The sequence below is a fragment of the Edaphobacter paludis genome (assembly GCF_039993895.1).
Taxonomy (GTDB): Bacteria; Acidobacteriota; Terriglobia; order Terriglobales; family Acidobacteriaceae; genus Edaphobacter; species Edaphobacter paludis.
Genome location: NZ_CP121194.1, coordinates 2749227 through 2774172, shown reverse-complemented (window position 1 = coordinate 2774172; position 24946 = coordinate 2749227). Strand labels below are relative to the sequence as shown.

15 protein-coding genes and 1 other RNA gene are annotated in these 24946 nt (G+C 58.1%); 10 read left to right on the top strand and 6 right to left on the bottom strand.

The genetic code is table 11. From position 1 onward, the window contains the following. Window positions 1–8: 8 nt before the first annotated feature. From P4G45_RS11520 to P4G45_RS11495, 6 genes are all read left to right on the top strand, one after another. Entirely contained in the window at window positions 9–740 is a 732-nt protein-coding gene (locus tag P4G45_RS11520) for an ABC transporter ATP-binding protein (protein ID WP_348269253.1), read from the top strand. Window positions 741–742: 2 nt separating this feature from the next. After that, a complete protein-coding gene (locus P4G45_RS11515) occupies window positions 743–3325 on the top strand; it encodes an FtsX-like permease family protein (protein WP_348266622.1) in 2583 nt (860 codons plus the stop codon). Between the two features lie 214 nt (window positions 3326–3539). Continuing rightward, window positions 3540–4790: a glycoside hydrolase family 88 protein gene (locus tag P4G45_RS11510; protein WP_348266621.1), complete on the top strand. Its 1251-nt coding sequence runs from the start codon at window positions 3540–3542 to the stop codon at window positions 4788–4790. Window positions 4791–4802: 12 nt separating this feature from the next. Continuing rightward, window positions 4803–6005, top strand: coding sequence for a galactokinase (gene galK, locus P4G45_RS11505; RefSeq protein WP_348266620.1), 1203 nt, complete (start codon window positions 4803–4805; stop codon window positions 6003–6005). After that, window positions 6002–7036, top strand: coding sequence for a UDP-glucose--hexose-1-phosphate uridylyltransferase (locus tag P4G45_RS11500; RefSeq protein ID WP_348266619.1), 1035 nt, complete (start codon window positions 6002–6004; stop codon window positions 7034–7036). The genes galK and P4G45_RS11500 overlap by 4 nt, the downstream gene beginning before the upstream one ends. Before the next feature lie 165 nt (window positions 7037–7201). Then, entirely contained in the window at window positions 7202–8746 is a 1545-nt protein-coding gene (locus tag P4G45_RS11495) for a protein adenylyltransferase SelO (protein WP_348266618.1), read from the top strand. Between the two features lie 26 nt (window positions 8747–8772). On the opposite strand, the gene P4G45_RS11490 is transcribed toward P4G45_RS11495, so the two are convergent. The 3 genes from P4G45_RS11490 to ssrA form a co-directional block, all read right to left on the bottom strand. Further along, the gene (locus tag P4G45_RS11490) at window positions 8773–11679 is read right to left on the bottom strand and encodes a glycosyl hydrolase (RefSeq protein ID WP_348266617.1); all 2907 of its coding nucleotides are present in this window, start codon (window positions 11677–11679) and stop codon (window positions 8773–8775) included. Between the two features lie 159 nt (window positions 11680–11838). Then, on the bottom strand, window positions 11839–12591 hold the full coding sequence (locus P4G45_RS11485) for an SDR family NAD(P)-dependent oxidoreductase (protein WP_348266616.1): 753 nt from the start codon (window positions 12589–12591) through the stop codon (window positions 11839–11841). A 157-nt stretch (window positions 12592–12748) separates the two neighbouring features. Beyond that, window positions 12749–13102, bottom strand: a transfer-messenger RNA (tmRNA) gene (gene ssrA / locus P4G45_RS11480). 134 nt (window positions 13103–13236) lie between these two features. Between ssrA and P4G45_RS11475 the strand changes: the two genes are divergently transcribed. Next, the gene (locus P4G45_RS11475) at window positions 13237–14151 is read left to right on the top strand and encodes a rhamnogalacturonan acetylesterase (protein ID WP_348266615.1); all 915 of its coding nucleotides are present in this window, start codon (window positions 13237–13239) and stop codon (window positions 14149–14151) included. A gap of 455 nt (window positions 14152–14606) precedes the next feature. On the opposite strand, the gene mtnA is transcribed toward P4G45_RS11475, so the two are convergent. After that, window positions 14607–15674, bottom strand: coding sequence for an S-methyl-5-thioribose-1-phosphate isomerase (gene mtnA / locus P4G45_RS11470; protein WP_348266614.1), 1068 nt, complete (start codon window positions 15672–15674; stop codon window positions 14607–14609). 144 nt (window positions 15675–15818) lie between these two features. Here mtnA and P4G45_RS11465 point away from each other — a divergent pair, with 144 nt between their 5' ends. Genes P4G45_RS11465 through P4G45_RS11455 form a run of 3 tightly spaced genes read left to right on the top strand, consistent with a single transcriptional unit; the run spans window position 15819 to window position 19949 of the window. Next, window positions 15819–17279, top strand: coding sequence for a sulfatase-like hydrolase/transferase (locus tag P4G45_RS11465; protein WP_348266613.1), 1461 nt, complete (start codon window positions 15819–15821; stop codon window positions 17277–17279). Between the two features lie 15 nt (window positions 17280–17294). Continuing rightward, window positions 17295–18299, top strand: coding sequence for a formylglycine-generating enzyme family protein (locus tag P4G45_RS11460; protein ID WP_348266612.1), 1005 nt, complete (start codon window positions 17295–17297; stop codon window positions 18297–18299). Window positions 18300–18350: 51 nt separating this feature from the next. Beyond that, a complete protein-coding gene (locus P4G45_RS11455) occupies window positions 18351–19949 on the top strand; it encodes an aldehyde dehydrogenase (NADP(+)) (RefSeq protein WP_348266611.1) in 1599 nt (532 codons plus the stop codon). 3 nt (window positions 19950–19952) lie between these two features. On the opposite strand, the gene phoU is transcribed toward P4G45_RS11455, so the two are convergent. Both phoU and P4G45_RS11445 read right to left on the bottom strand, forming a co-directional pair. Beyond that, window positions 19953–20627 carry a phosphate signaling complex protein PhoU gene (phoU, locus tag P4G45_RS11450; protein WP_348266610.1) on the bottom strand — a complete coding sequence of 225 codons (675 nt, stop codon included), beginning with the start codon at window positions 20625–20627 and terminating at the stop codon, window positions 19953–19955. A 130-nt stretch (window positions 20628–20757) separates the two neighbouring features. After that, window positions 20758–24909, bottom strand: coding sequence for a sodium/solute symporter (locus tag P4G45_RS11445; protein ID WP_348266609.1), 4152 nt, complete (start codon window positions 24907–24909; stop codon window positions 20758–20760). Between the last annotated feature and the right edge of the window lie 37 nt (window positions 24910–24946).

Here is a 24946-nt window from a genome sequence, read left to right as displayed (position 1 = left end):
CTGCTCTGATGATTGAGGTTGAAGGGCTGCGTAAGTCGATTCGCAATGGGGCGCGGACGGTCGACATTTTGAAGGGCCTCGACTTTACGATTCCGCAGGGACAGTTTGCCGCGATTATGGGAGCGTCGGGGAGCGGCAAGTCGACACTGCTCGGGTTGCTTGCGGGGCTGGATACGCCCAGCTCCGGTGATGTGCGGCTGAATGGAGTCGCGATCAGCTATCTCCCGGAGGACAGGCTGGCTCAGGTTCGGGGAAAGACGATTGGGTTCGTCTTTCAGTCGTACCAATTAATTCCCACGCTGACCGCGCTTGAGAATGTTCTGCTGCCTTATGAGTTGAATGCGGGTGACACGCAGGATGGATTGGCGCGTGCACGAGAGTTGCTGGCCAGTGTGGGCCTGGGAGATAGGGTGGGACACTATCCGGTGCAGCTTTCTGGCGGCGAGCAGCAGAGAGTAGCGCTGGCGCGTGCGTTTATTCTGCGGCCTCCGATTGTGCTGGCGGATGAGCCTACGGGAAATCTGGACAGTACGAATGGTGCGCATGTGCTGGAGCTGCTGCTGAATCTAAATAAGAAGGAAGGGACGACGCTGGTGCTGGTGACGCATGATCCCGTGCTGGCTGCTTATGCCGACCGGCGGATTACGTTGCGGGATGGGTTGATTGTCTCCGATGAGATGAGTGGAGATGCCGAAGATCGGCAGGGCTCTTCAGTGCAGGGCTCCGCGGTGATGGAGTAGCTATGGCGAGGCTTTCGTATCGATCTGCTGCCAAGATTGCCGCCCGCGAGATGCGCTCGTCGTTGGGGAAATTCTTCTTTGTGATTCTGTCGGTTGCCATTGGAGTGGCGGCGCTGACGGGGGTGCGTGGATTTTCTTCGTCGTTTCGGGCGACGCTGCTGACGCGCGCGCGGAGCATTATGGCGGCGGATGTTTCGGCGCGGATGTTTGAGCAGCCAACGCCGGATGAGCAGAAGGGACTGGACGAGATTGCGGCCGACGGCGTGGAGATGACGCCTGTGACGGAACTGCTGTCGATGGCGAGTTCGCCGAAGACACTCGATCCTCTGTTGGTTTCGCTGAAGTCTGTCGATCCCGCGATGTATCCGTTTTACGGGACGGTGGATCTGGCGCCGGCGGCTCCGCTGAAGAGTGCTTTGACAAAGGATAGTGTGGCGGTGGCTGATGACCTGCTGGTGCGGCTGCACCTGAAAGTGGGAGATCAGCTGAAGATTGGGAACAAACTGTTTCGCATTGCTTCAGTTGTGGTCAACGAGCCTGACAGGTTGTCGGGGAACTTTGCGGCTGGGCCTCGCGTGCTCATCTCGCGCGAAGGGCTTGATTCGAGCGGGCTACTCGCGCCGGGGAGCCACGCAGGGCAGAGATTTCTCTTCAAGCTGCCCGCGCCTCGGGACGGAAGTGCGATGCCGGATTCAAAGGTTGCGGCGTTGAGAGATCGCCTGGAGAAGCTGCTACCGGAGGCCCGGGTGATCGACTATCGCGAGACGAATCCAGCACTGACGCAGGGGCTGGACCGGGCGACGAGTCTGCTTTCTCTGATGAGCCTGGTGGCGCTGGTGCTGGGGGCGATTGGCGTCGGCATGGCGATGCGCGCGCACCTGCAACAACGGCTGGACACGATTGCGATCATGAAGTCGCTGGGCGCGAGCTCCGGACAGATCATGAAAATTTACCTGCTGCAGACACTATTGCTTGGGCTGCTAGGGGGAGTGCTGGGCGTCGCGCTCGGGGTGGGGGTGCAGATGGCATTTCCACGCCTGCTGGCGGGGCTGCTCCATATGCAGACCCAGATCCATATCCAGTGGAAGACGGTGTTGACCGGCCTCGGCGTGGGGGTGCTGACGACGCTGCTATTTACTCTGCCTCCGCTGCTGGATATTCGTGGCGTCCGTCCGGTTTTGATTCTTCGGAGGGCGGTGGAAGAGAGTGATGACCCGTTTGTCACCGCGGTCTTTCGCAAACTGCGGAAGAATGGCGCGCAGATTGGAGCTGCTGTTCTTATTCTTGCAGGATTGGCGGCGATTGCAGCGACGCTTAGCGATTCGGCGATGATAGGTGGAGTTTTTTCCCTGGGACTGGTGACTGTGCTTGCGGTTTTACTGGGAGCTTCGGCTCTGGTGCTTGCAGGGTTGAAGCAGTTTCTGGGGCGGACACGGTTGAGCCTGCCATCGGCGATGCGGCATGGGCTGGCGAATCTCTATCGTCCGGGGAACCCTTCGGCTGCATTATTGGCGGCGCTTGGGTTGGGCGTGATGCAGATCATGACGGTATATTTTGTGCAGCAGGCAGTCGTGCGCGAACTGCACATCACCAGTGCTCCGAATCTGCCGAATGTTTTTCTGGTGGACATTACGCCGAATGAGATTGATGGGGTACGAGCGCTGATTAAGGCGCAGCCTAGCGTGACTGTTCCGCCTGAGATGCTGCCCGTGGTGTCTTCGCGCGTTGTTGATATTGACGGAGTGCCGGCAGACCAGGCGAAGCTGAAGAACTTTCCCAAGCGGATGCTGCAATCGATCTCTCTGACCTGGGCCGTGGCCGCGCCGCCAGGTACGAGCGCTGTTGCAGGGAAGTGGTGGCAGGCGGGAGAGAAATCGCCGGTAGTGGCGGTGAACCAGCGTGACGCCGAGCGGCTTGGCGTAAAGGTTGGATCGCATATTACGTTTGCCGCGCAGGACTCGCGCTTTACTGCAACGGTAGTCGCACTGACGAAGTCGGATGGGCAACATGCTTACTCACGCGCTGCGTTTATCCTGCCGCCGGCTGCCCTCGCTGGGCTGCCAGTCGTCTGGTATGGCGGCGTTCATGCCGATCCGGCGCGTGTGGGAGAGTTGCAGCGGGCGCTGTATAACGCCTATCCGACGGTGACGGTGATCAATGTGGCGCAGGCGCTTGAGACAGTGCGGTCTGTGGTGATTCAGATTACCTATGTGATTCAGTTTCTGGCGGCGTTCTCGATCTTTGCGGGAATCATCATTCTGGCGAGCAGCATTGCAGGCACACGGTATCGCAGGATAAGAGAAGTAGTGGTGCTGAAGACGCTGGGGGCGACGCGGCGGCGGATTGCGACTATTTTTTCGATTGAGTTTGCGGTGCTGGGACTGGTGGCTGGGGTTGTTGGTATTACCTTTGCTAACCTGATTGCCCGAGTGATGCTGCATCGGATGAACGTGGTATTCCATTGGCAGTGGGGCTGGTCGCTGGCCGCGCTCATAGGAACGGGAGCCCTGACGGTTGCAACTGGATGGGCCGCAAGTCATCGAATTCTTGGGCAGAAACCGCTGGAAGTTCTGCGGGAAGAGTAATTTTGCGGGCAGACGATCTAATGGCACCGTTAACGCTTTGATCTCAATATCTACTGAAATAATTTTTCTATTGACATGTGTTTCGATAATTCCATAGATTCTATAGCGGTCAAGTAATCGCAAATTGATCGGACCAAAATTCTCCAGACGGACAGATTGCGGTTTTCAGCGTCTGTCCATTTTTTATGACAGCCTCATTTGCAGGAGCTAAGAAATGCATCGTTTTTATAGAAAATATGCCGCTGTTGTTCCGGTATTGTTGCTGAGTCTTGGCTTGCAGGAGGCTACGGCGCAACAGATTTCGTATCAACATGCCACCGCGAAGCAACTTGCGGGGATTGCCAAGGATAATTCGCGGCACTTTGGTGATGACCCGGATGATCCTGGACCACTGGCGACGGACTTGTCGTACAAGATTTCCCCTGCAGCGGTGGGTAAGGCCATGCGGAAGGTTGCCGACTGGCAGCTTGCTCGATCCCAGCCCTACTTCGATCGGATATGGACGTGGAGCATTTTGTACAGCGGATTCATGGCTGCTTCGGAGTCGCTGGACGATGCCAAATATCGCGATGCCATGATGGCGATGGGGACGAAGTTCGACTGGCGACTGCGGTCGCATCTGCCGAATGCGGATGATCAGAGCGTAGGGCAGACTTACCTGGAGCTATTTCTTCTGAAGAAAGAGCCTGCAATGATGGAGCCGACGCGGAGTGAACTGGACGCTGTGCTGGCCGCTCCGCGACTGTCGACGATTCCGGGGAAGGAGCTTCCCTGGTGGTGGTGCGACGCTTTATTTATGGGTCCTCCGGTGTGGGCGCGGATGTATGCGGCTACGGGCGACCGCAGATATATCTCCTACCTTGACGAGGAGTGGTGGAAGACCTCCGACCTGCTGTATGACACCCGCGAACATCTGTATGCGAGGGATGCGAGCTATCTAACGAAGACAGAATCCAATGGACAGCGGATGTTCTGGGGGCGGGGAAATGGGTGGGTCATGGGCGGTATTGCACGTACGCTCGAATACCTGCCGAAGGACGATCCCGCGCGTCCGAAGTATGTGAAGCAGTTGCAGGAGATGTCGGCGCGGATCGCTTCGCTGCAGGGCAAGGATGGGATGTGGCGATCGGGCCTACTTGACCAGAGCAACTATGATCTGCCAGAGATGTCGGGCTCAGCTTTGATGACCTACGCGATGGCGTGGGGCGTCAATGAAGGAATTCTGGACAGGAAAATCTATCGGCCTGTGATTGAGAAGGCCTGGGCAGGAATGCTGCATCATGTTTATGCAGATGGACGGCTGGGCTGCATCCAGCAGACGGGAGCCGAACCGGCTCCATTCAAAGCCAGTGCAAGCTATACCTATGGCGTGGGCGCCTTCCTGCTGGCGGGAAGCGAAATTCGACGCATGGGCGGTAATTCTTCGGGAGGTAAACGCGTACATTCAAGCCGATTTAGGTTGTAGGATGAATATGTCTTGCAATCCAAATGTGCGAGTGTGGTGATGAAGTTGGATGGAATAGAAGCGCTTCGTGTGCATAAGCAGCGGTTTGGGCGGGAAGGCCGGGCATTTGGCGCACCGGCGCGCGTGAATTTGATTGGCGAGCACACCGATTACACCGGTGGTTTCGTGATGCCCATGGCAATCGATTTCGCAACGCTGGCGGTGGTCAGTCCTCGCGACGACGGGCGTGCTGTCTTTTATTCGTTGAACTTTGATGAGGAAGTTTCCTTCGAGATCGCGGGCCTTGGACGCACTCCGCGAGGACACTGGAGCGACTACCCGTTGGGGGTGGTATGGAGCTTGGCGCAGGAGGGCATTACTGTGAGCGGGTTCAGCATGAGCATTGCGGGAAATGTGCCCGTGGGCGCGGGACTAAGCTCGTCCGCCTCACTGGAAGTTGCAACGGCGATGGCGTTGCTGTCGCACGCTGGCGCTGAGCTTCCGCTGAAGACCGTAGCGACGCTCTGTCGCCGGACCGAGAATGAGTTTGTCGGCGCCAAGAGTGGAATCATGGACCAGTTCATCGTGGCCGGCGGCGTAGCTGGACGCGTGATGCTGCTGGATTGCCGTTCGCTGGAGTTCGAGCTGCTGCCCTTGCCGTCCGAGGTGCGGGTTGTGGTTTGCAACTCGATGGTGCAACACGAGCATGCGACCGGAGAGTACGGCGACCGGAGCGATGAGGTGGAGGCAGGGCAGGCGGTGCTGCGGCGCGAACGGCCTGGCATCCAATTGCTGCGTGATGCCACGCTCGCCGATCTTGAGGCCTGCAGGGACAAGATGAGTGCGGCGAGCTTTGCGCGGTGCAGGCACATCATCGCCGAGAATGTGCGGGTGCAGGAGGCCCGTGAGGCGTTACTGCGCGGGGACGTGAAGCGGTTTGGTGAGTTGATGGTTGCCGCCCATGCGAGTATGCGCGATGACTTCGCGGCCAGCTGTCCTGAGGTGGATGCGCTGGTGGAGATGGCAATGCGGCTGCCGGGATGCTTTGGGGCGCGGATTACCGGAGGCGGATTTGGCGGATGCACCGTAAATCTGGTCAGCGTGGATAAGGCAGAAGCTTTTGCAGAAGCGCTGAGGCATGAGTACAAGGCAGCTTTGGGGATCGACGCGGACTGCTTCGTCTGTGCTCCCTCCGATGGGGCGCTCGCAATGGCTGCGAAGGGTGGTGCGCAGTGAATCCATTAGCTCAGACAAATCCTCATCGCCGGTTCAATCCGCTGAAGCAGGAGTGGGTTTTGGTTTCGCCGAATCGGACACAGCGTCCATGGCAGGGGCAGATGGAGAAGCCTGTTGTTGCGGCTGCGCTGACATACGATCCGGATTGTTATCTTTGTCCGGGGAATATTCGCGCCGGCGGCGCACGGACGGACAAGTACACGAGCACCTACGTCTTTGAGAACGATTATGCGGCTTTGAAGCTCGACGCTCCTCGATTTTCAAATGACGAGGATGGCAAAGGCATTCTGATTGCCGAGGGAGAGAGCGGGGTTTGCAGGGTGGTCTGCTTCTCGCCGCGGCATGATCTGACATTGGCGAATATGACCGTTCCCGAGATTCGGGCGGTGGTGGATGTCTGGGCTGAGCAGTATCGTGAGCTGGGTTCGCGGGACGATATTGCTTATGTTCAGGTGTTTGAAAATCGGGGCGCGATGATGGGCGCGAGCAATCCGCATCCGCATGGCCAGATCTGGGCCAGTCGTTCGATCCCAAATGAGATTGTCTCTGAACTTGCGGGGCAGAGAGCCTATTTGGAAGAGCGTAAATGCTGCCTACTTTGCGCTTATCAGGAGATGGAGATTCGGCTTGGCGAGCGGGTGGTGGCGACGAATGAGAGTTTTGTCGCCGTGGTTCCTTACTGGGCGGTCTGGCCGTTCGAGGTGATGATTTTGCCGCTGCGGCATATTACCGATCTGGAGGCGATGACCGCTGCGGAGCGCGATGACTTTGCTTCCATGCTGCAGTCAGTGACTTCGACCTATGACCGGGTCTTCGATACTCCCTTTCCGTACTCGATGGGGCTGCATCCCCAGCCTGTGGATGGGGAGAAACATCCTGAGTGGCATTTTCATACTCACTTCTATCCGCCGCTTCTGCGCTCGGCCACGATCCGGAAGTTCATGGTGGGGTATGAACTTTTAGGCTCTCCGCAGCGGGACATTACGGCAGAAAGTGCGGCTGAGGTGCTGCGTAAGGCGGCTGCTCGTTAGGGAAGGAAATTCGTCTTCGGAGCTTAGTTCAATCGCTCTCGTTGGTCAGAGGATCCGATGAACCGCTCTGCTCCTCTGCAAGTCGAACAATCGGGCCGATCTCAGCCCCGGGATCGACCCAATAACTTAGCGGGAGCGAAAGAACCATGAGCACATCAAATAGATATGCATAAGTCAGACATTTTCACGATCACGCTGCCTCCCACGTCTGCCAGTGACCTCCTTCGTACCCGTTTTGGCTTCGCAAACACCTATGCGCGTTTGCCGGAGCGCTTCTATGCACGGCTGAATCCAACGCCGGTAGCGGCACCCAGCCTTGTGAAGGTGAATGTAGAGCTGGCCCGGAATCTAGGACTCGATCCACAAGCGTTATCGAGCGAGCAAGGAGTAGAGATCCTTGCTGGCAACCGTATAGCCGAGGGTGCTGAACCACTTGCCCTCGCCTATGCGGGTCATCAGTTTGGACACTTCGTGCCTCAGCTCGGGGACGGTCGGACAAATCTTCTGGGAGAGGTCATAGGACGCGACGGCGTGCGTTACGACATACAGCTCAAGGGCTCCGGTCCAACCCCCTTCTCGCGGCGTGGCGATGGCCGAGCCGCACTTGGCCCCGTGCTGCGCGAGTACATCGTGAGCGAGGCCATGGCGGCGCTGGGCGTGCCGACCACTCGGGCCTTGGCAGCAGTGACCACAGGGGAGCAGATTTTTCGCGAAACGGTCTTGCCCGGCGCTGTGCTGACTCGAGTAGCGGCCAGCCACATTCGCGTGGGAACCTTCCAGTACTTCGCCGCACGAGGGGACACCGAAGGGATACGCACGTTGGCGGATTATGCGATTGCCCGACACTATCCCGATGCGGCGCAGACGAATCAGCCATATCGCGCTTTTCTGGATGGCGTGATTACCAAGCAAGCACAGCTGATCGCACAATGGGTGCTCCTCGGCTTCATCCATGGGGTGATGAACACCGACAATACCTCCATCTCGGGCGAAACCATTGATTACGGTCCCTGCGCGTTCATGGAGGCCTATGAACCGGATAAGGTATTCAGTTCTATCGATCGCAATGGACGATATGCGTACAGCAACCAGCACCATGCCGCGCACTGGAACCTGACGCGTCTCGCTGAAGCCCTGCTGCCGGTTTTAGAGCAGGAGACGGGAAGCGAAGAGGCCGCGCTGGCCTCAGCGAAAGAGGCGCTCACTGCCTTCGAACCACAGTTCGAGGCAGCTCGTCAGACTGGCCTCCGCCGTAAGCTTGGTCTGTTTACCGAACGCGAGGGAGATATAGTTCTGGCTCAAGACTTGCTGGACCGCATGGCCACAAATAACGCGGACTTCACCCTGACGTTCCGCCGGCTCTGCGATGCCGCAGCTGGACTGGACGGGGACGCGGGAGTGCGCAAGCTCTTCACCGAACCGGAAGCTTATGACACTTGGGCCGCTGGATGGCGCCAGCGCATGAATGAAGAGCCAACTACAGCTCAAACGCGCGCTGTACAGATGAGGCTAATAAATCCGGTGTTCATTCCACGCAATCATGTATTGGAAGCGGCTCTCAATGCCGCTGTTGATCGGCACGACTTTCAGCCCTTCGAGAAATTGTTGGAAGTTGTGACACGCCCGTACGAGGACAGGCCGCGTTTGGAGTGGTACTCCACGCCCGCGCTTCCCAACGAGTGTGTCACTCAGACTTTTTGCGGGACATAATCGGTGGGGGCCGCTGATGTCGGAATTTACTGGGTTCTCACCAGACGCACAGGTTGGGTCAATCCCATGGGATAGAACGGCGTGTCTTCTGTCCATGCGCGGGCAGCCTTATTGTCGGTCAAAGTCTTCATGTAATCTCCGAGTGTCGACACGACTTTGATAGTCACGTCATTTACGCCGGACCTCAGGGCACCTGATAGGTCATAGGTGTGTTCACCATACCAACGCGTACCGATGAGGCGGCCATTTATCTCTAACTGCGAAACACTGTGGAGATGTCCGAGGTCGAGGACGAGGTGCTGATCCGGATGGTCGACCTGGAAGTGATTGCTATAGATCATGGTTCCTGCAAAGGACTTCAGACCGTCATCCTGACTGAAATCGACCAAATTCTGTAGTACCCGGGTTTGCGCTGTTCCGTCCACATGAAGCAGCCTGACGTTCCATGGTCCGGCTATAGTTCGCTCCGAGACAGGGTCGCCTATGGCCGCAGGTAAGAGCTTCGATGCAATGGCCGAACCAGATGAGACAGCGGATTTTTCGAAGACGATCAGCCTGGATTCAGATGGGCCAAGCGTGATAGTCAGCATGTCCTTAGGTCCAGATGTTGGATAAGGTGCACGTTCACCTGACTCGGCGTCCCATAGCCAAGGCGTCTTATCCTTGATGTGAAAAGTGGCTTCAAACGTGTGAGTATCTTGTGGGCCGTAGTTGCTAAAAAAGAAGATATCTTGACTTCCACAGACGTAATGTAGCTGGCTGATATAGTCAGTGGGCTTGCTTATCAAAACATCCGGTTCAAGCGCGTATTTCTTCTGCACCTCGCGATACCAATTCACCATGTCTTCTTCGTTCACTGTCAGTATCGGAGTCCGAAGTGGATAGCTGCTCCTCAGAGACTGAATCACATCATGAACGATGCGACTCTCCGATGCGTTATCGATGAGCCCACAAGCGCGATAGGGGACCTTGCCGATGCATAGGAGAGTTCCACCAGATTCTACAAATGCCTTCAGCAGCGCGGCCGTGGCTGGATGGATCGACTCAACGTCGGGTAGAAAGATGGCCTTGTAGGATCGATCGCGAAACCGCAGCCTGCCCTGGCTGACAGTCGATTGGCGGATGATGTCCTCGGTGAGATAGTCGCACCCACTTCCATTCTGGTGAATGACCTCCCAAAGCTTATAAAGATACGGCGGATCGACGGTCTTCGGAAAGGGATCACGTTGAAAGCCGTACCGCGATGCGAGATCAGCTGAAGGAGGCAGAATCGCGATGTCGGCCTGCATTACCGAGTGTTGGAAGAGGGCTGAGAGGCGAGCCTTATAGTCCACCCATAGCTTGAAGTAGGGCCACCATGTATTCCGTTCGCTGAAGTAGGTGCCATATCGAACCCACCCTGGAAATGGGGCATCTGGCGGGCTGTAGTTGAAGCCGTGCAACACCGACTGGGTGACTCCGGACAACATGCTCTGATCACCGGCAACCTTAATCCTCTCGAGGGAAGCATGGAATGGATCGTCGGTATTTGTCATCTCCTCGCAACTGATGAGCTGCTTGCCGGACAGATGAGCAGCCGAGCTGACAAATTTATTGATCATGGTATAGCTGCGACCCTGGCGGTAATCGCCGGTCCCAAAGCTTTCGATCTTCTCAGACCGAATCCATGTTTCACACTCAGGAATATCGACCATCATGCCGGCGGTAATTGCATCGAGGTCCATGCCATAAGCCTGCATTCTGGATTTCACTCCATTGTTCGTGCACCACTTCGCAAATGTTGCGACGAACCTCTCCTCAAACAGCTCATGTCTGGTGATTTCGAAGTCATAACGAACAAGATCGGTCTGCGCTTTGAATGCAGGAGAAAAGTCCGCTCCATATTTTTCAGAGACAGCATTCCCCATCTCTCCCACCTTGAAGAGGATGAATGGGAGCCACGGCGAGAGGTCGTATCCCCTTCTTCTGCGAAACTGCGCGAACATGTCGTCGCACCAATTCGCTCCCTCAAGCTCGATGCTATCGGTAAAGAATGCTCGAAAGTGCCCGCCCAGCGGACCTATCCGTGCCGATAACCTGTTCGAGAGACGATCGAGATACCTTGCGACCGCCTGTTCACTGTAGTGATTCAAGACCGGTCCTGTTGCACCCGGCGCACCATTGATGACAGCCATGAATCCAGTGAGTTTTACAAGAAAGTACAGAACGTGATCCCCACTCGGAAGATCGAACTCGATGAAGTCACGATTTCGCTGCTCATCCATGCGAACGCCTGCAGTAGTTGTGCTAAGCCGAGACGGTACTAACGTAAGCCCGCAGAGCTCTTTCTGGCTGTCCTTGTAAGGCGAGACGAAATGCGGGCTCACACTATCCAGCAGTTCTGCACGAGTGAGCCGAACATGTCCGGGACCAGTGAAGTTTCTTGTACCGATCGCCATCATTTGCGTTTGGTCTTCCCTGGACAGGAACTCGCCACCGTACGGCCAACCCGAACCCACGATCATGTCACAGGTCATGCCTCGTTCTTTAGTGCCTCGCAGCGCGACTTCGAGTACGTCGATCCATTCGTCGCTCATCCAGGTCAGAGCCTGGGTATTCATTGGGTCCGCTTCAGCAGGAAACCGAATTGGATTGATCTCGACCCCACCGATTCCTGCGGCCTGCAATACGTCGAGCTCTCTGATGATCTCCTTTCCGACAACTCGATCTCCATTCCACCACCATCGGACCATCGGGCGATATTGATTTGCTGGCTGCCGGAAGAGCTCGTACAGACTGGTCTCGGAGATGTTGGCAGGAGGGACATCGATTTTCGAATCTTCGTTGTCAGATTCAGACAGACCAGAGCTGCTAGCTCTGCAATCTTTCAGGCCGGTAAAAGGCATCGCAGCCGTCGTAAGCGAAGCCAAACGAATAAACTCTCTGCGAATCACAACGGCACCAAACTTTCTACGGCCTCTGCCGCACTGGACTAAATCGTTTTCTCTAAGCTTCCCGATGGATCGTAAGAATGCGACGAGCTTGAAGCAAATAGTGTTCAAGACTGCATGATGTCTTCCAAATTGTTTGATTTGAAATTTAAGGGAGCAGCGTTAGTACGTGGCTCTCCCACCGCTGAGATCAAATACCGCTGCTGTGGTGAAGGAGTTCTCCTCGGAGACTAACCAGGCAACCATCGCGCTGATTTCATCTACTTCGAGAAAGCGTCCACGCGGAATCTTACTCAGCATGTAGTCCACATGCTCTTTCGACATCTGCTCGAAAATACGCGTGCGAGCGGCTGCCGGTGTAATGCAATTTACCGCGATGTTGTTAGCCGCGGTCTCTTTGCCAAGTGACTTCGTCAAAGCGATGACGCCGGCCTTTGAAGCACTGTATGCGGAAGCGTTAGGATTACCCTCTTTTCCCGCGATCGAGGCAACGTTGACGATTCGTCCGTAGTTCTGGCGCAACATGTGTGGCACGATGGCCCGACAGCAATGATAGACACCAAGTAGATTCACGTTGATGACGCGCTGCCATTCCTCAACCGGGTACTCCCACGTATTGTGATTGGACCCGGCAATACCGGCATTCGCTACAAGTATGTCGACATGTCGATGCTTGTCGATCGTTGCCTGAACCGCGCGATCCACGGAAGCAACTTCCGAAACATCAACTATCTCTCCGGAGACATGACCTGCCTTTTCCAGTTGTTGGATTGCAATCTCCAAAACCGCACGATCGTTGTCCCAAATGGAGACCGATGCACCCGACTCCAGAAGACGAGTTGCCACAGAAAGACCGATCCCCTGGGCTCCCCCCGTTACCACAGCATGACGGCGATTCAAATCAATTTGATTCACTTGATCCTCGCGATAATGTGAGTGTGGTTCGCGCGACGACGCATATTCCATTGGCCCGGAAAGACTATGTAGGACAGCGAATTTAGAGAAGAACTAGCATCAGGTCCACGCGCACTGAGAAAATCCATATAAGTGCAGTGGAATCAGATGGTTACTATGGTGGAGGCGGCGGGAGTCGAACCCGCGTCCGAAAAAACTTCCAACAGAGAGCTTTCATGCTTTTTCCGTATCATTTTTGTCTCGTCATCGGCGCTTAGAACGGACGAAGATGCGACGACGACCAGCCTGATTAATCTCGTCCGACCCGCTCAGGCGGAGCAGGGAAGACCAGCCTACTGTGCGACGATCGGTACAAGCCCGTAGGCGAAGCCTGAGCGATCGGCTACTTATTTAATTAAGCAGCAAGCGCGAATTGAGGTTCGGCACTTATAGTTTTGTGAGCGATTACGGGTGTTCACACCCCGGCATGCCTCTCTGCCACAAGCAATCCCGTCGAAGCCGTGACGCCCCCATCTGGAGCTGGCACCAACATTGCATTGGAGCGCTACAAAGAACTGTTCTCAGTATACGCGTGGTTGAGCGTGGGTTCGATGCAGCAACCTACCCGCCTTGACTGCTGAATACTTATCAGCGTAAATAGTTTCAATGAAGAAACATGCCTTTCTGCAATCCCTCTCGCTGCTTGCACTCGTCTCAGCTTTCCTTCTTCTGCTTCCTGTTGGCCGGGCGCAGACTGTGCAGCCTCCGGTAGAGCCGGGATCACCTACCGACCCGGCGGTTCATGCCAGGTTGGGGCTTCCGACTCCAGCTAATCCTCATCTTCCTACGCTGTTTCTCGTGGGAGACTCTACAGTCCGGAACGGCCATGGCGATGGCGCTCATGGACAGTGGGGCTGGGGTGAGCCGTTGGTCAGCTTCTTCGATACTGCGAAGATCAACGTTGTGAATCGTGCCATCGGCGGGCGCAGCAGCCGCACTTACATCACCGAAGGACATTGGGCGGATACGCTGGCGCTGATGAAGCCGGGCGACATTGTGCTGTTCCAGTTTGGGCACAATGATTCGGGGCCGCTCGATGATGCTGCCCGCGCTCGCGGCACGATTCCGGGGGTTGGCGATGAGAGCAGGGAGATTGAAAATCCTATCCTCAAGCGCCATGAGACGGTCCACACCTATGGCTGGTATATGCGCCAGTATGTGGCGGACACGATTGCCAAAGGGGCGACTCCGATTGTGTGTTCTCCAATTCCTCGCAAGATCTGGAAGGACGGAAAGGTGGTTCGCAATGCCGACAATTATGGCGGCTGGGCGCGTCAGGTTGCGCTTCAGCAACATGTTGCCTTCATCGATCTGAACGCCATCATTGCGCGCCGTTACGATGCGCTCGGTGAGGAGAAGGTCGAACCGCTGTTCGCCGATCCGCATACGCATACGAGCTGGGCAGGGGCGGAGCTGAACGCGGAGTGTGTCGTGGCTGGGCTGAAGGCCCTTCCCCGTGATCCGTTGGCTGGGTATTTTTCGGATAAGGGCAAGGCGGTCACTCCGGATGCGGGTAGTTGACCCGACTGGAGGTCCCTCCCCTCCCCGTACTTGGGATGTAAAGTCTTCATTCTAAAAGGCTTATTTTGTAAAGTCTTCTATCTAAAAGAGTTAGGCCCAGCGGTTTCGCTGGGCCTTTGATTATTTCTTTGCTGTCATTATTTTATCGGATTGGAGGGAACTCTTTTGCAATCCCTATTTCGTTTGTTTTGTTTAGTTTGAGTGGTGTAGAGGCTTGACAGCGTTTTTGCTGGGTTTTCTGAGGCCACGCCTGCTAACTAGCTTAGAACAATAACTTTATCGCCATGTAGCTCAATTATGCGGATGCAAATAGAAACGCAGATTCTCCGCCTGCGGCGAAGAATGACAATATCAATATACAAATGCTTCTCTAAATACAGATGCTCCCTGCATACAGGGGAACGCCTACGGCCAAATTCCCCTGCGGCGAAGGTGGTCAAGCTCCTGCGGTACGATCAGGCGGTGGTGAGCTGGGAGTTGGCTTCTGTGGCCATCTGCTGGATGGACTCGTTGTAGGGGGCGCGGAGGACTCCTCGCTCGGTGATGATGGCGGTGATGTATTTTGCCGGGGTTACGTCGAAGGCCGGGTTCTGGATGGCGGCGCCGTTGGGTGTCATCTGCTTGCCGTTGGAGTGGGTGACTTCGGTGGCGGCGCGCTGCTCGATGGGGATGAGATCGCCGTGTGCGGTGGCGAGGTCGATGGTCGAGAGGGGGGCGGCGACATAGAAAGGGATGCCGTGCTCTTTGGCGAGGACGGCGACGGAATAGGTGCCGATCTTGTTGGCGGTGTCGCCGTTGGCGGCGATGCGGTCTGCACCTACGATGACGGCCTGGATGCGTCCCTGGCGCATGAGCGCGCCTGCCATGTTGTCGCAGAGGACGGTGGTGGGGATGTTGTCGTGAAGCAGTTCCCATGCGGTGAGGCGTGCGCCTTGCAGGTAGGGGCGGGTCTCGTCGGCGAAGACGTCGATCTTGTGGCCGCGCTCGACGGCGGCGCGGATGACGCCGAGGGCGGTGCCGTATCCGCAGGTGGCGAGGGCTCCGGCGTTGCAATGGGTGAGGACTGTGCCTTCCTGGGGAAGAAGTGCTGCGCCGTGTGCTCCCATCTGCTTGCAGGCGGCGATGTCTTCGTCGTACATCTGCCGCGCCTCGGCGATGAGGGCGGCCTTGATCTCGGGGATGGGGGTGTTGGCGGCGGCGAGAGCGTTGTACTTGTCGCGCATACGCTGGATGGCCCAGAAGAGATTGACGGCGGTGGGGCGGGTCTCGGCGAGGGTCTTCGCGATGACGGCTACTTCTTCGGTGAGGGCGGGGAGGCTGGCGGCGGTGCTGCGGTCGACGCCGATGGCGACGCCCATGGCGGCAGACACACCGATGGCGGGTGCTCCGCGGACGATCATGTCGCGGATGACGGTGGCGACCTGCTTGTAGTCCGTCGCGAGAACGTAGGTCTCTTCGAGGGGGAGCTTGGTCTGGTCGAGGAAATTAACGCCTGCGGGGAGCCATTCGAGGGTAGGAATCATGTCTTTATTAGTTTAGACGACCGGGGCGGAGCCTTGTTTTTGCCCGGGGGTGGTGGATAACCGAGAGAGCTTCCGTTTAGGCTTGCAGTATCGCTGGATGAAACCAGCTCGAACCAGATGGCATGGAAGTGTAAGGAGTGAACTTTGGCAGTTAATCGGCGGAATTTTCTTTTAGGGACAGCGGCGGCGGCAGCACAGGCGGGTGTAGCGGCGGCTTTGCCAACTGGTACGAAGAGCGACGCGGGCGCGGAGGGAGCCGCTCGGGCAGGGAAGCGGAAGCCGAATATTATTCTGTATCTGTCCGACCAGTTTCGCTGGGACTTTGTTGGCGCGAATGGGTTGAATAGTTCTACGAACACGCCCAATCTGGATGCGCTGGCTGCACATGGCAAGAACTTCACTCATGCTGTGACCAACCAGCCGGTGTGTGCTCCGGCGCGCTCTGTGCTGATGACAAGCCGATATGCTACGGAGACAGGCGTCTGGCACAATGGTCCGGCGCTGAGCACGGAACTGCCGACGCTGGCTGGAGAACTGCGCAAGGCTGGCTACACGGCGAATCTGATTGGCAAGTGGCATCTTGCACCGGCCAAGGCGGCGGATGGCGGTGGGCCGGGTTATGTGAAACCGGAGTATCGCGGAGGCTTTTTGGATCTCTGGGAGGGTGCGAATGCGCTGGAGCATACGACCCATCCTTTTGAGGGAACCATCTTTGACGGTGATGGGAAAGAGATCACGTTCAAGGACCAGTATCGCGTCGACTTTATTACCGACCGTGCCGAGCGGTTTTTGCGACAGAAGCAGGAGAAGCCGTTTTTTCTTTTCGTCTCGCAGCTTGAACCGCATCAGCAGAATGATATGAAGCGCATGGTTGGGCCGAAGGGTTCAGCGGAGCGATTTATCAATGCAGCGGTGCCTGCCGATCTGCGTGAGCAGCCGGGCGACTGGCATCAGCAGCTTCCGGACTACTATGGCGCGTGCGAGAGCATCGATGCTTCGGTGGGCAGACTCAGGAAGATTCTTGAAGAGGAGAATCTTGCGGACGATACGATTTTTGTCTTCATCAGCGATCATGGATGCCACTTCATGACGCGCAATGAGGAGTACAAGCGCAGCACGCACAATAGCTCGGTTCGCATTCCGCTGATTATTCAGGGGCCGGGTTTTGAGGGAGCGCAGCAGATACCGGAGCTGTTCGGGATTATCAATGTCGCTCCTACGCTGCTGGAGGCGGCAGGCGTGAAGGTGCCGGAGTCGATGAAGGGGAAGAGCATTCTGCCGCTGCTGAACGATGCCAAAGCGCGAGAGGCGTGGCCGAATAAGGAGCTGATTCAGATCAGCGAATCGATGACGGGACGGGCCATTCGCACCAAGGACTGGACGTATTGCGTTGCTGATCCGACGGGCGTGCGGGCGGCTACGAGCAATAATTATCATGAGTACCAGATGTACGACCAGCGCAACGATCCGCATGAGCTGGTGAATCTTGCGGGGCGAAAAGAGTACCGCGCGAAGGCGGCTGAGCTTCGCGAAGAACTCAAAGAGCTGATCGTCGCTTCGGGAGAGCCGGAGCCGGAGATTACCGAGGCGAAGTTGTATCCGTGATGGGGAAGGGCAGCGATGGTTGACGAAGTGACTGGCGGCGAAACGAATTCGGGTGAACACGGTGTGGAGCAAAAATCTTCCTGCTGCGCGCCGGTGGCTGTTCGTGATGTGGCTGTGCTGGAAGTGGGCAAGGCTGTGGCAGCTTCTCATGCTGCCGCTGAGCTTGTGAGCGATATGGTTTCGCTGCCGGGTGGGACTTTTTTGATGGGCACGGACTATGCTCACGGCTTTCCGCTGGATGGCGAGGGGCCGGTGCGTCCGGTCACGCTCTCTCCATTTCAGATAGATCGGTTTCCAGTGACGAACGAGGAGTTTGCGGCGTTCGTCGAGGCGACGGGCTATCGCACGGAGGCGGAGATCTTTGGCTGGTCGTTCGTCTTCTGGTCGCATATCCCTGCGGAACGGTTTGAGGCGTTGGTGGAGGATACGGTGGCGGCGGCTCCGTGGTGGTGCAAGGTTCCGGGGGCGTTCTGGCGGCAGCCTGAGGGCGCGGGCTCGGATGTGCGGGAGCGCGGCAGGCATCCGGTGGTGCATGTGTCGTGGAACGATGCGGGTGCTTATGCTGCGTGGGCTTCGAAGTCGCTGCCGACGGAGGCGCAGTGGGAGTATGCGGCGCGTGGCGGATTGGAGCAGAAGCTCTATCCGTGGGGTGACGAGCTGACTCCGGGTGGAGAGCATCGCTGCAATATCTGGCAGGGGAAGTTTCCGGTGGAAGATACGGGCGAGGATGGCTTTCGGGGAAGCTGTCCGGTGGATAGCTTTCCGGCGAATGGATTTGGGATTTATTCGGTTACGGGCAATGTGTGGGAGTGGTGCGCGGACTGGTTTCATGCGTCGTTCAGCGCGGAGCCGCAGCATGATCCGATTGGACCCGGCAATGGGCAGAGCAGGGTGATGAAGGGCGGATCGTTTCTTTGCCATGCTTCGTACTGCAATCGCTATCGCGTGGCCGCGCGGACTTCGAACACTCCGGATAGCTCGGCTTCGAATATCGGATTTCGCTGCGTCAAGGCTGGCTGAAATCGTCGCTCGTGCCTGATAGTAAAGTGTGTAGGTAACGTAGGAGGCAGCGTGACGGCAATTGAAATTACCGGCGAGATGCTCATTGGAGCGCGAAGTGTTCGTGGCACGCAGGGAGTGGTGCGCTCGATGAATCCTGCGACTGGCGAGGAGTTGACGCCGGAGTTTGGCGGGGGCTCGGCGAAGGATGTTGACGCTGCTTGTACGCTGGCGATGCGTGCCTTTGACGCTTACCGTGCGACTAGTCTTGAGCAGCGCGCAAGTTTTCTTGAGGCGATTGCACAAGGGATTCTTGACCTGGGAGATCTGCTGGTTGAGCGCGTGATGAGCGAGTCGGGGTTGCCACGCGGACGCGTTGAAGGCGAGCGCGGGCGGACGGTAGTCCAACTCAGATTGTTTGCCGGGGTGGTAAGAGAGGGCCGTTGGCTCAACGTCACGCTGGACAGCGCGTTGCCTGAGCGCAAGCCTTTGCCTCGCGCTGATCTTCGCGCGCAGAAGATTCCGCTGGGTCCGGTTGCTGTCTTTGGTGCGAGCAACTTTCCGCTGGCTTTTTCGGTTGCCGGGGGAGATACCGCTTCGGCGCTGGCGGCGGGGTGTCCTGTGGTGGCGAAGTCGCATCCGTCGCATCTGGGAACTTCGGAGCTGGTGGGACGCGTGATTCGAAAGGCCGTGGCTGACTGCGGTTTGCCGGAGGGCGTATTCTCGCTGGTTGTTGGAGATGGCAATGCGGTGGGTGAAGCGCTGGTATCGCATCCAGCGATTCAGGCGGTGGGCTTCACGGGATCGCGCAGGGGCGGGCGGGCGCTGGTCGCGATTGCCGCTGGGCGAGAGGTTCCGATTCCGGTATTTGCAGAGATGAGTAGCATCAATCCTGTCTTCCTGCTGCCCGGTGCTGTAGCGCAACGTGCGGAGACGATCGCGCAGGGACTGGTTGATTCGGTGACGCTGGGGACGGGGCAGTTCTGCACGAAGCCGGGCATTGTTATTGGTATAGAGGGTGCGGATTTTGATCGCTTTCAACGTGCGGCGGAGGCTGCCGTTGAGGCCAAAACTTCCACAACCATGCTGAATTCGGGAATCCACAAGGCATACGAGCATGGCACGGCGCAGTGGGCGGGCGAAGATAAGGTCGACAAGCTGGCGAGTGGACAGGCATCTGAATCGGCGACCCCGACCTGCGCTGGTCAGCCGATGGTGTTTGCGACGAAGGCACAGCATTTTTTGACGACGCCCGCGCTGATGGAAGAGGTCTTTGGGCCAGCGGCTTTGCTGATCGCGTGCAGGGATGCAGACGAGATGGTGGCCGTGGCGGAGCATATCAACGGCCAGCTTACGGCGACGATGCATCTTGCGGATGAGGATGCGGAACTGGCTCGACGCCTGCTACCGGTTCTGGAGCGGAAGGCTGGACGCATTCTGGCCAACGGCTTTCCTACTGGGGTCGAGGTCTCGTATGCCATGGTGCATGGCGGGCCTTCGCCGGCTACTTCGGACAGCCGCGTGACATCTGTGGGGGCGATGGCGATCGAGCGCTTCCTGCGTCCGGTCTGCTATCAGGACATTCCATCGGCGCTGCTGCCTGAGCCACTTAAGGATGGCAATCCGCTTCATCTGTGGAGGCTGGTCGACGGCAAGCTGCAACAGCCGTGAAGCTTACTCTGCCTGAGCGAGAGAAAATTTGTGGCGGACGTCGGAGCCGCGAACCCAGAAGATGACGTCTTCGGCGATGTTGGTGGCGTGGTCGGCGGAGCGCTCGAGGTTGCGGGAGACGATGATGGCGTTGAGCGCCTGAGTGCTGACCTCGGGGCTGCGCTGCATCAGCTCGACGAGTTCGGTCTGCACGGTGCGGTTCATGTCGTCGATCTCATCGTCCATGGCGAGAACGGATTCAGCCAGCTTGGCGTCGGCTTCGAGCAGCGCCTGGATGGCGGTGCGGATCATGACACCGACCTTCTCTCCCATCTCCGAGATGTCGATGGGCAGCTTGATGGCCTGGGCGTTGTCGAGAAGCTGGACGCGCTGCGAGATGTTGGTGGCCTGGTCGCCGATGCGCTCGAGGTCGCCGTTGATCTTGATGACGGAGAGGATGAAGCGGAGATCGATGGCCATGGGCTGCTCCTTGGCGAGCAGATCGTAGGCCATCTCGTCGACGTCGCGCTCGGCGGAGTTGATGGCCTCTTCAATCTCCTTAATGTGGTCGCAGAGGACGCTGTCGCTGTTGAGGTAGGCATCGATGGAGAGACTGAGTGCCTGCTGGGAAAGGGCAGCCATGGCGAGCAGCTTGTCTTTCAATGCGACGAGTTGTTGCTGAAAATGAATGCGGGGCATGTGCTCCCTCTCTGTGAATGCCTATCTCTCTATTGTGACGTAAAGACGGCGAAGAAGAGATGAATTTTGCCGGCGGTAGTGAGATGAATACCTTCCGGAATGGTTGCTAATGGGGAATTGACAACAAGAGCTAGCGGTAGAGCAGGTAGGGAGCGCGGCGATTTTTGAAGGCGTCCAGATCGCTGGCCCACGAGGCGGCGATGGTGCGTGGGTCTTCGTTGTTGCTGAGGGCGAGCATGGTGTTGACGCTGGCGACGAGGCGCTCTGCTTTCGCAAGGTCGAACTCTTTGGGGTAGAAGCGGTGGAGAGCGGCGAGGAGCTCAATGCCTAGCTCGGGCGCGTCGAGGAGGTTGCGGTCGGTGAGGGTGATGTGAACACCGGGGATCGTCTGGCCGTGGAAGGGATAGTGGTTGGATGTTTCGGCGACGGGGAAGGTGGTGGGAGTAAACGTCACGCCGGGAATGTGGCGGGCGTTGAGGTAAGCGGCGAGAGCGGGAGCGTCGATGTAGGGTGCGCCGATGTGCTCGAACGGCGTGGGCGTGCCGCGTCCTACGGAGATGTTGGTGGTTTCGATCATGCCGATGCCGGGGTAGAGCGTGGCTGCGGTGAGACTACGGAGGTTCGGGCTGGGGTTGGTCCAGGGCAGATGGGTCTGGTCGAAGTACTCCCTGCGTGTCCAGTTCTGCATGGGAACGACGGTGAGGTGCGCGTTGATGGGAACCTGAATGTTGCGAGAGGCGGCGGTGGGGAAGCGGCGCTCTCCATTGATGTAGCGTGCGAGTTCGCCGAGGGTGAGGCCGTGGCGGACGGGCAGCGGCATGTAGTCGGTGTAGGACTCGAGCCCGGCGTCGGAGACGGGACCCTGGACCTGTTCGCCGCCGATGGGGTTGGGGCGGTCGAGGAGGATGATCTCGATGTGGGCCTTCGCCGCGGCTTCGAGGAAGTAGCCGACGACGGTCTCGTAGGTATAGAAGCGGACTCCGGCATCCTGCAGGTCGATGACGACTGCGTCGAGCTTGCTAAGGTCTTCGAGCTTTGGCCGCTTGTCGGAGTCTTTGGGACCGTAGAGGCTGATGACCGGGAGGTGGGTGTCGGGGTCGGTCTCGCTGGCGATTTTGGTGGTGTCCAGTTTGCCGAAGATGCCGTGTTCCGGGGAGAAGAGCGTGGTGAGCGTGAGGCCGGGGACGAATTTTGGAGCGTCGGTGGCGAGGAGATCGACGGTGCGGCGGCCTTTGCTGTCGAGGCCAGACTGATTGGTGAGGAGGCCGAGGCGCAGATGATTGTTGTGGCGATGGGCGGCTTCGGCGAGAGCGGCGTATTGAGTGGATTCGAGGACGTCAATGCCGGTGAGGGTTTGTGCCTCGCTTGGCTGCGCCGATTGATTGAGGTGAAGAGCTTCGGCTGCTGCTGTGGCGACCTCGCCCCGGAGGACGGAGATGGGTGGGTCACCGTGCGGATGGATGGCATTCGTCAGGAGGATGACGTAGGTGTCGCTGGCGGGGTCCATCCAGAGCGATGTGCCGGTGAATCCGGTGTGGCCGAAGGAGCCGATGGGGAAGACGCCGCCGCGAGGGCGCGAGAAGGGGGAGTTGATGTCCCAGCCGAAGCCGCGTGTGGCGACGCCCTTGGTGGTCTCGCCGTCGGGAGTGAAGATGGTGGCGGTTGATTCCGCGCTCGCTGGCTGCTGGGGTTCGGTCATCAGCTTGAGGGTGGATTGCTTGAGAGGAAAGGGCCCGGTGTTGTGTACGAGTTTGTCGAGGAGAGCCTGGGCGAAGAGGGCGGTGTCGGCGGCGGTGCTGAAGACGCCGGCGTGTCCGGCTACTCCGCCCATGCGGCGGGTGGTGGGGTCATTGACGGTGCCGCGAAGCATGTGGCCGAAGTCAGGGTTGGTGGTTGCGGTGCCTTCATCGTCGTAGATGGTTGGTGCTATGTGCTGTATGATGAGCGTGTTCCATATGCCGGGGCCACAGGCATTGGCGATCATCTCATGCGGATCCAGGTGCAGCTCGATCGCTGCGCCAAAAACTTCATGTGGTCCGCAGGCTTTGGCAAATGGCAGGTAGCGGGTATGGGACATCTTCAGAGGGGTGAAGATGTGCTGCTGGGCATAAATGTCGAGGGGTTCGCCGCTGAGCTTTTCTACGAGTGCTCCGAGGGTGATGAAGTTGATGTCGGAGTATTCAAAGTGGGCGCCGGGTGGGGTGACGAGCGGCGAGTCGAGAGCGCGGCGGATGCCTTCGGCTTTGTCGGGAGCGGCGAGGCCCCAGGGGTCTTTGAGATTTACATCGGGCGGCAGGCCGGAGTAGTGGGTTAATAGTTCGCGGATGGTCACATTTTCTTTGCCGTTGGCTGCGAAGGCGGGAAGATATTTTGCGACGGGATCGTCGAAGTTAAGTTTGTGTGCTTCGTAGAGTTGCATGACGGCTACTGCTGTGGAGAGGCACTTGCTGAGGGAGGCCATGTCGAAGATGGTGTCTTCGGTCATGGGTTCTTCGGTGGGTTCTAGAGAACGGTTGCCGTAGGCATGTTCGAAGGCGACCTTGTTGTCGTGGCCGATGAGGACGACTGCGCCCGGGAGTTTTTGGAAAGCGATGGCGTTGTCTATGAGCGTACTGACCGCTGCGAAGTTAGTAGGTTCGGCGGTATCCACCTTAGCGGCGATGAAGCCGCCGGGAAGGTGGGGCTTCCGAGTTTGTGCTCGGGCTGATGTTGCGTTGAGGGCGAAAAAAGCTAGAAGGGCAGTTGTAGCGAGAACTTTCGCTTGGGGTTTTGTCCGGAAGATGAAGCTGGCGATGGTGCCGATGCCGAAGGTGGCGACCGCTCCGATGAAGACGTACCAGGTCCAGGCGACATGCGGAATGGTGATGGGGCCGAGCGCGATGGGGTTGGGATGGAGCCAGAGGAGAATGTTGAGGGAGAAGCCGGCGATCATGCCGAGGATCGCTCCGGCCTGGGTGGCGTAGCGCGTGAGCGTTCCAAGCAGGAAGACGCCTAGCAGCGCACCGTAGGCGACCGAGGCGATGGATAGGCCGATCTCCACGACGTGGCCTTTGCCTCCGGCGTGGACGCTGTAGACAGCAATGGCGAAGAGCACGAAGGCCCAGATCACGGTGGAGGAGCGGGAGATGAGCATTCGTTCGCGGTCGTCGGCTGCGGGTCGCCAGTGCATATAGAAGTCTACGACGGTGGTGCTGGAGAGCGAGTTGAGCGCGGCGCTGAGGTTGGACATCGCGGCGGCAAGGATGGCGGCGACGAGCAGGCCGGCTACTCCGATGGGCATCTCGCGAACGATGAAGGTGGGGAAGATTCTGTCCGCTGAGGCGAACACTGCAGGGTGCAGGCCGTAGAAGACAAAGAGGCCCGCTCCGATGAAGAGGAAGAGAGTGAACTGGAGCAGGATGACGACTCCGCTGGAGAGCAGAGCGGCGATGGACTGGCGCAGATTGCGGGCGGCCAGCATTCGCTGGACCATCAGTTGATCGGTGCCGTGAGAGGCCATGGTGAGGAAGGTTCCGCCGATGAGCCCGGCCCAGAAGGTGTAGGTTTCGGTGAGGTTCAGGGCGAAGTGGAAGAGGTGGAACTTGCCCGCTGCTGCGGCGACTTCGTGGATCTGCGACCATCCTCCGGGGACATGGGTTCCGAGCGTGGCGATGGCGACGACGGTTCCGCCGATGTAGATGATCATCTGCACAACATCGGTCCAGATGACAGCGGCCATTCCCCCTTCGAAGGTATAGAGCAGCGTGAGCGCGGAGATGATGGCGATGGACAGGACATCGCGTGTGCCGATGGCGATGCCTACGACGATGGAGACAGCGAAGACGCGCACGCCTTCCGCAGCGGCGCGGGTGAGCAGGAAGAGCAGGGCAGTGACCTTGTGCAGCGTGGGGCCGAAGCGCCGGTCGATGAGTTGGTAGGCGGTGAGCATCTCGCCCTGAAAGTATTTGGGAAGGAAGATGGCGGCGACGACGATGCGGCCGACCATGTAGCCAAAGACGACCTGGAGGAATCCGAAGTCTCCGCCGAACGCGAGGCCGGGAATGGAGATGATAGTGAGGGTACTGGTCTCGGCCGAGACGATGGAGAGCGCGATGGCCCACCAGGGGATGGAGCGGTCGGCGAGGAAGTAGCTTTTAAGGGAGCGGCCGTCGGATGGTTTCTTCGAGCGGAAGCGCAGGCCGAAGAGGGTGATGCCGATGAGGTAGACGGCGATGAGGGCGAGATCGATGGGGTGGAGACGTGTCGGCACGGCCAGCGCCAGGGCTTCGAAACTACCGGTCAATGCGACTCTCCTGTGAGGCTGCCTGACGGCATCACCT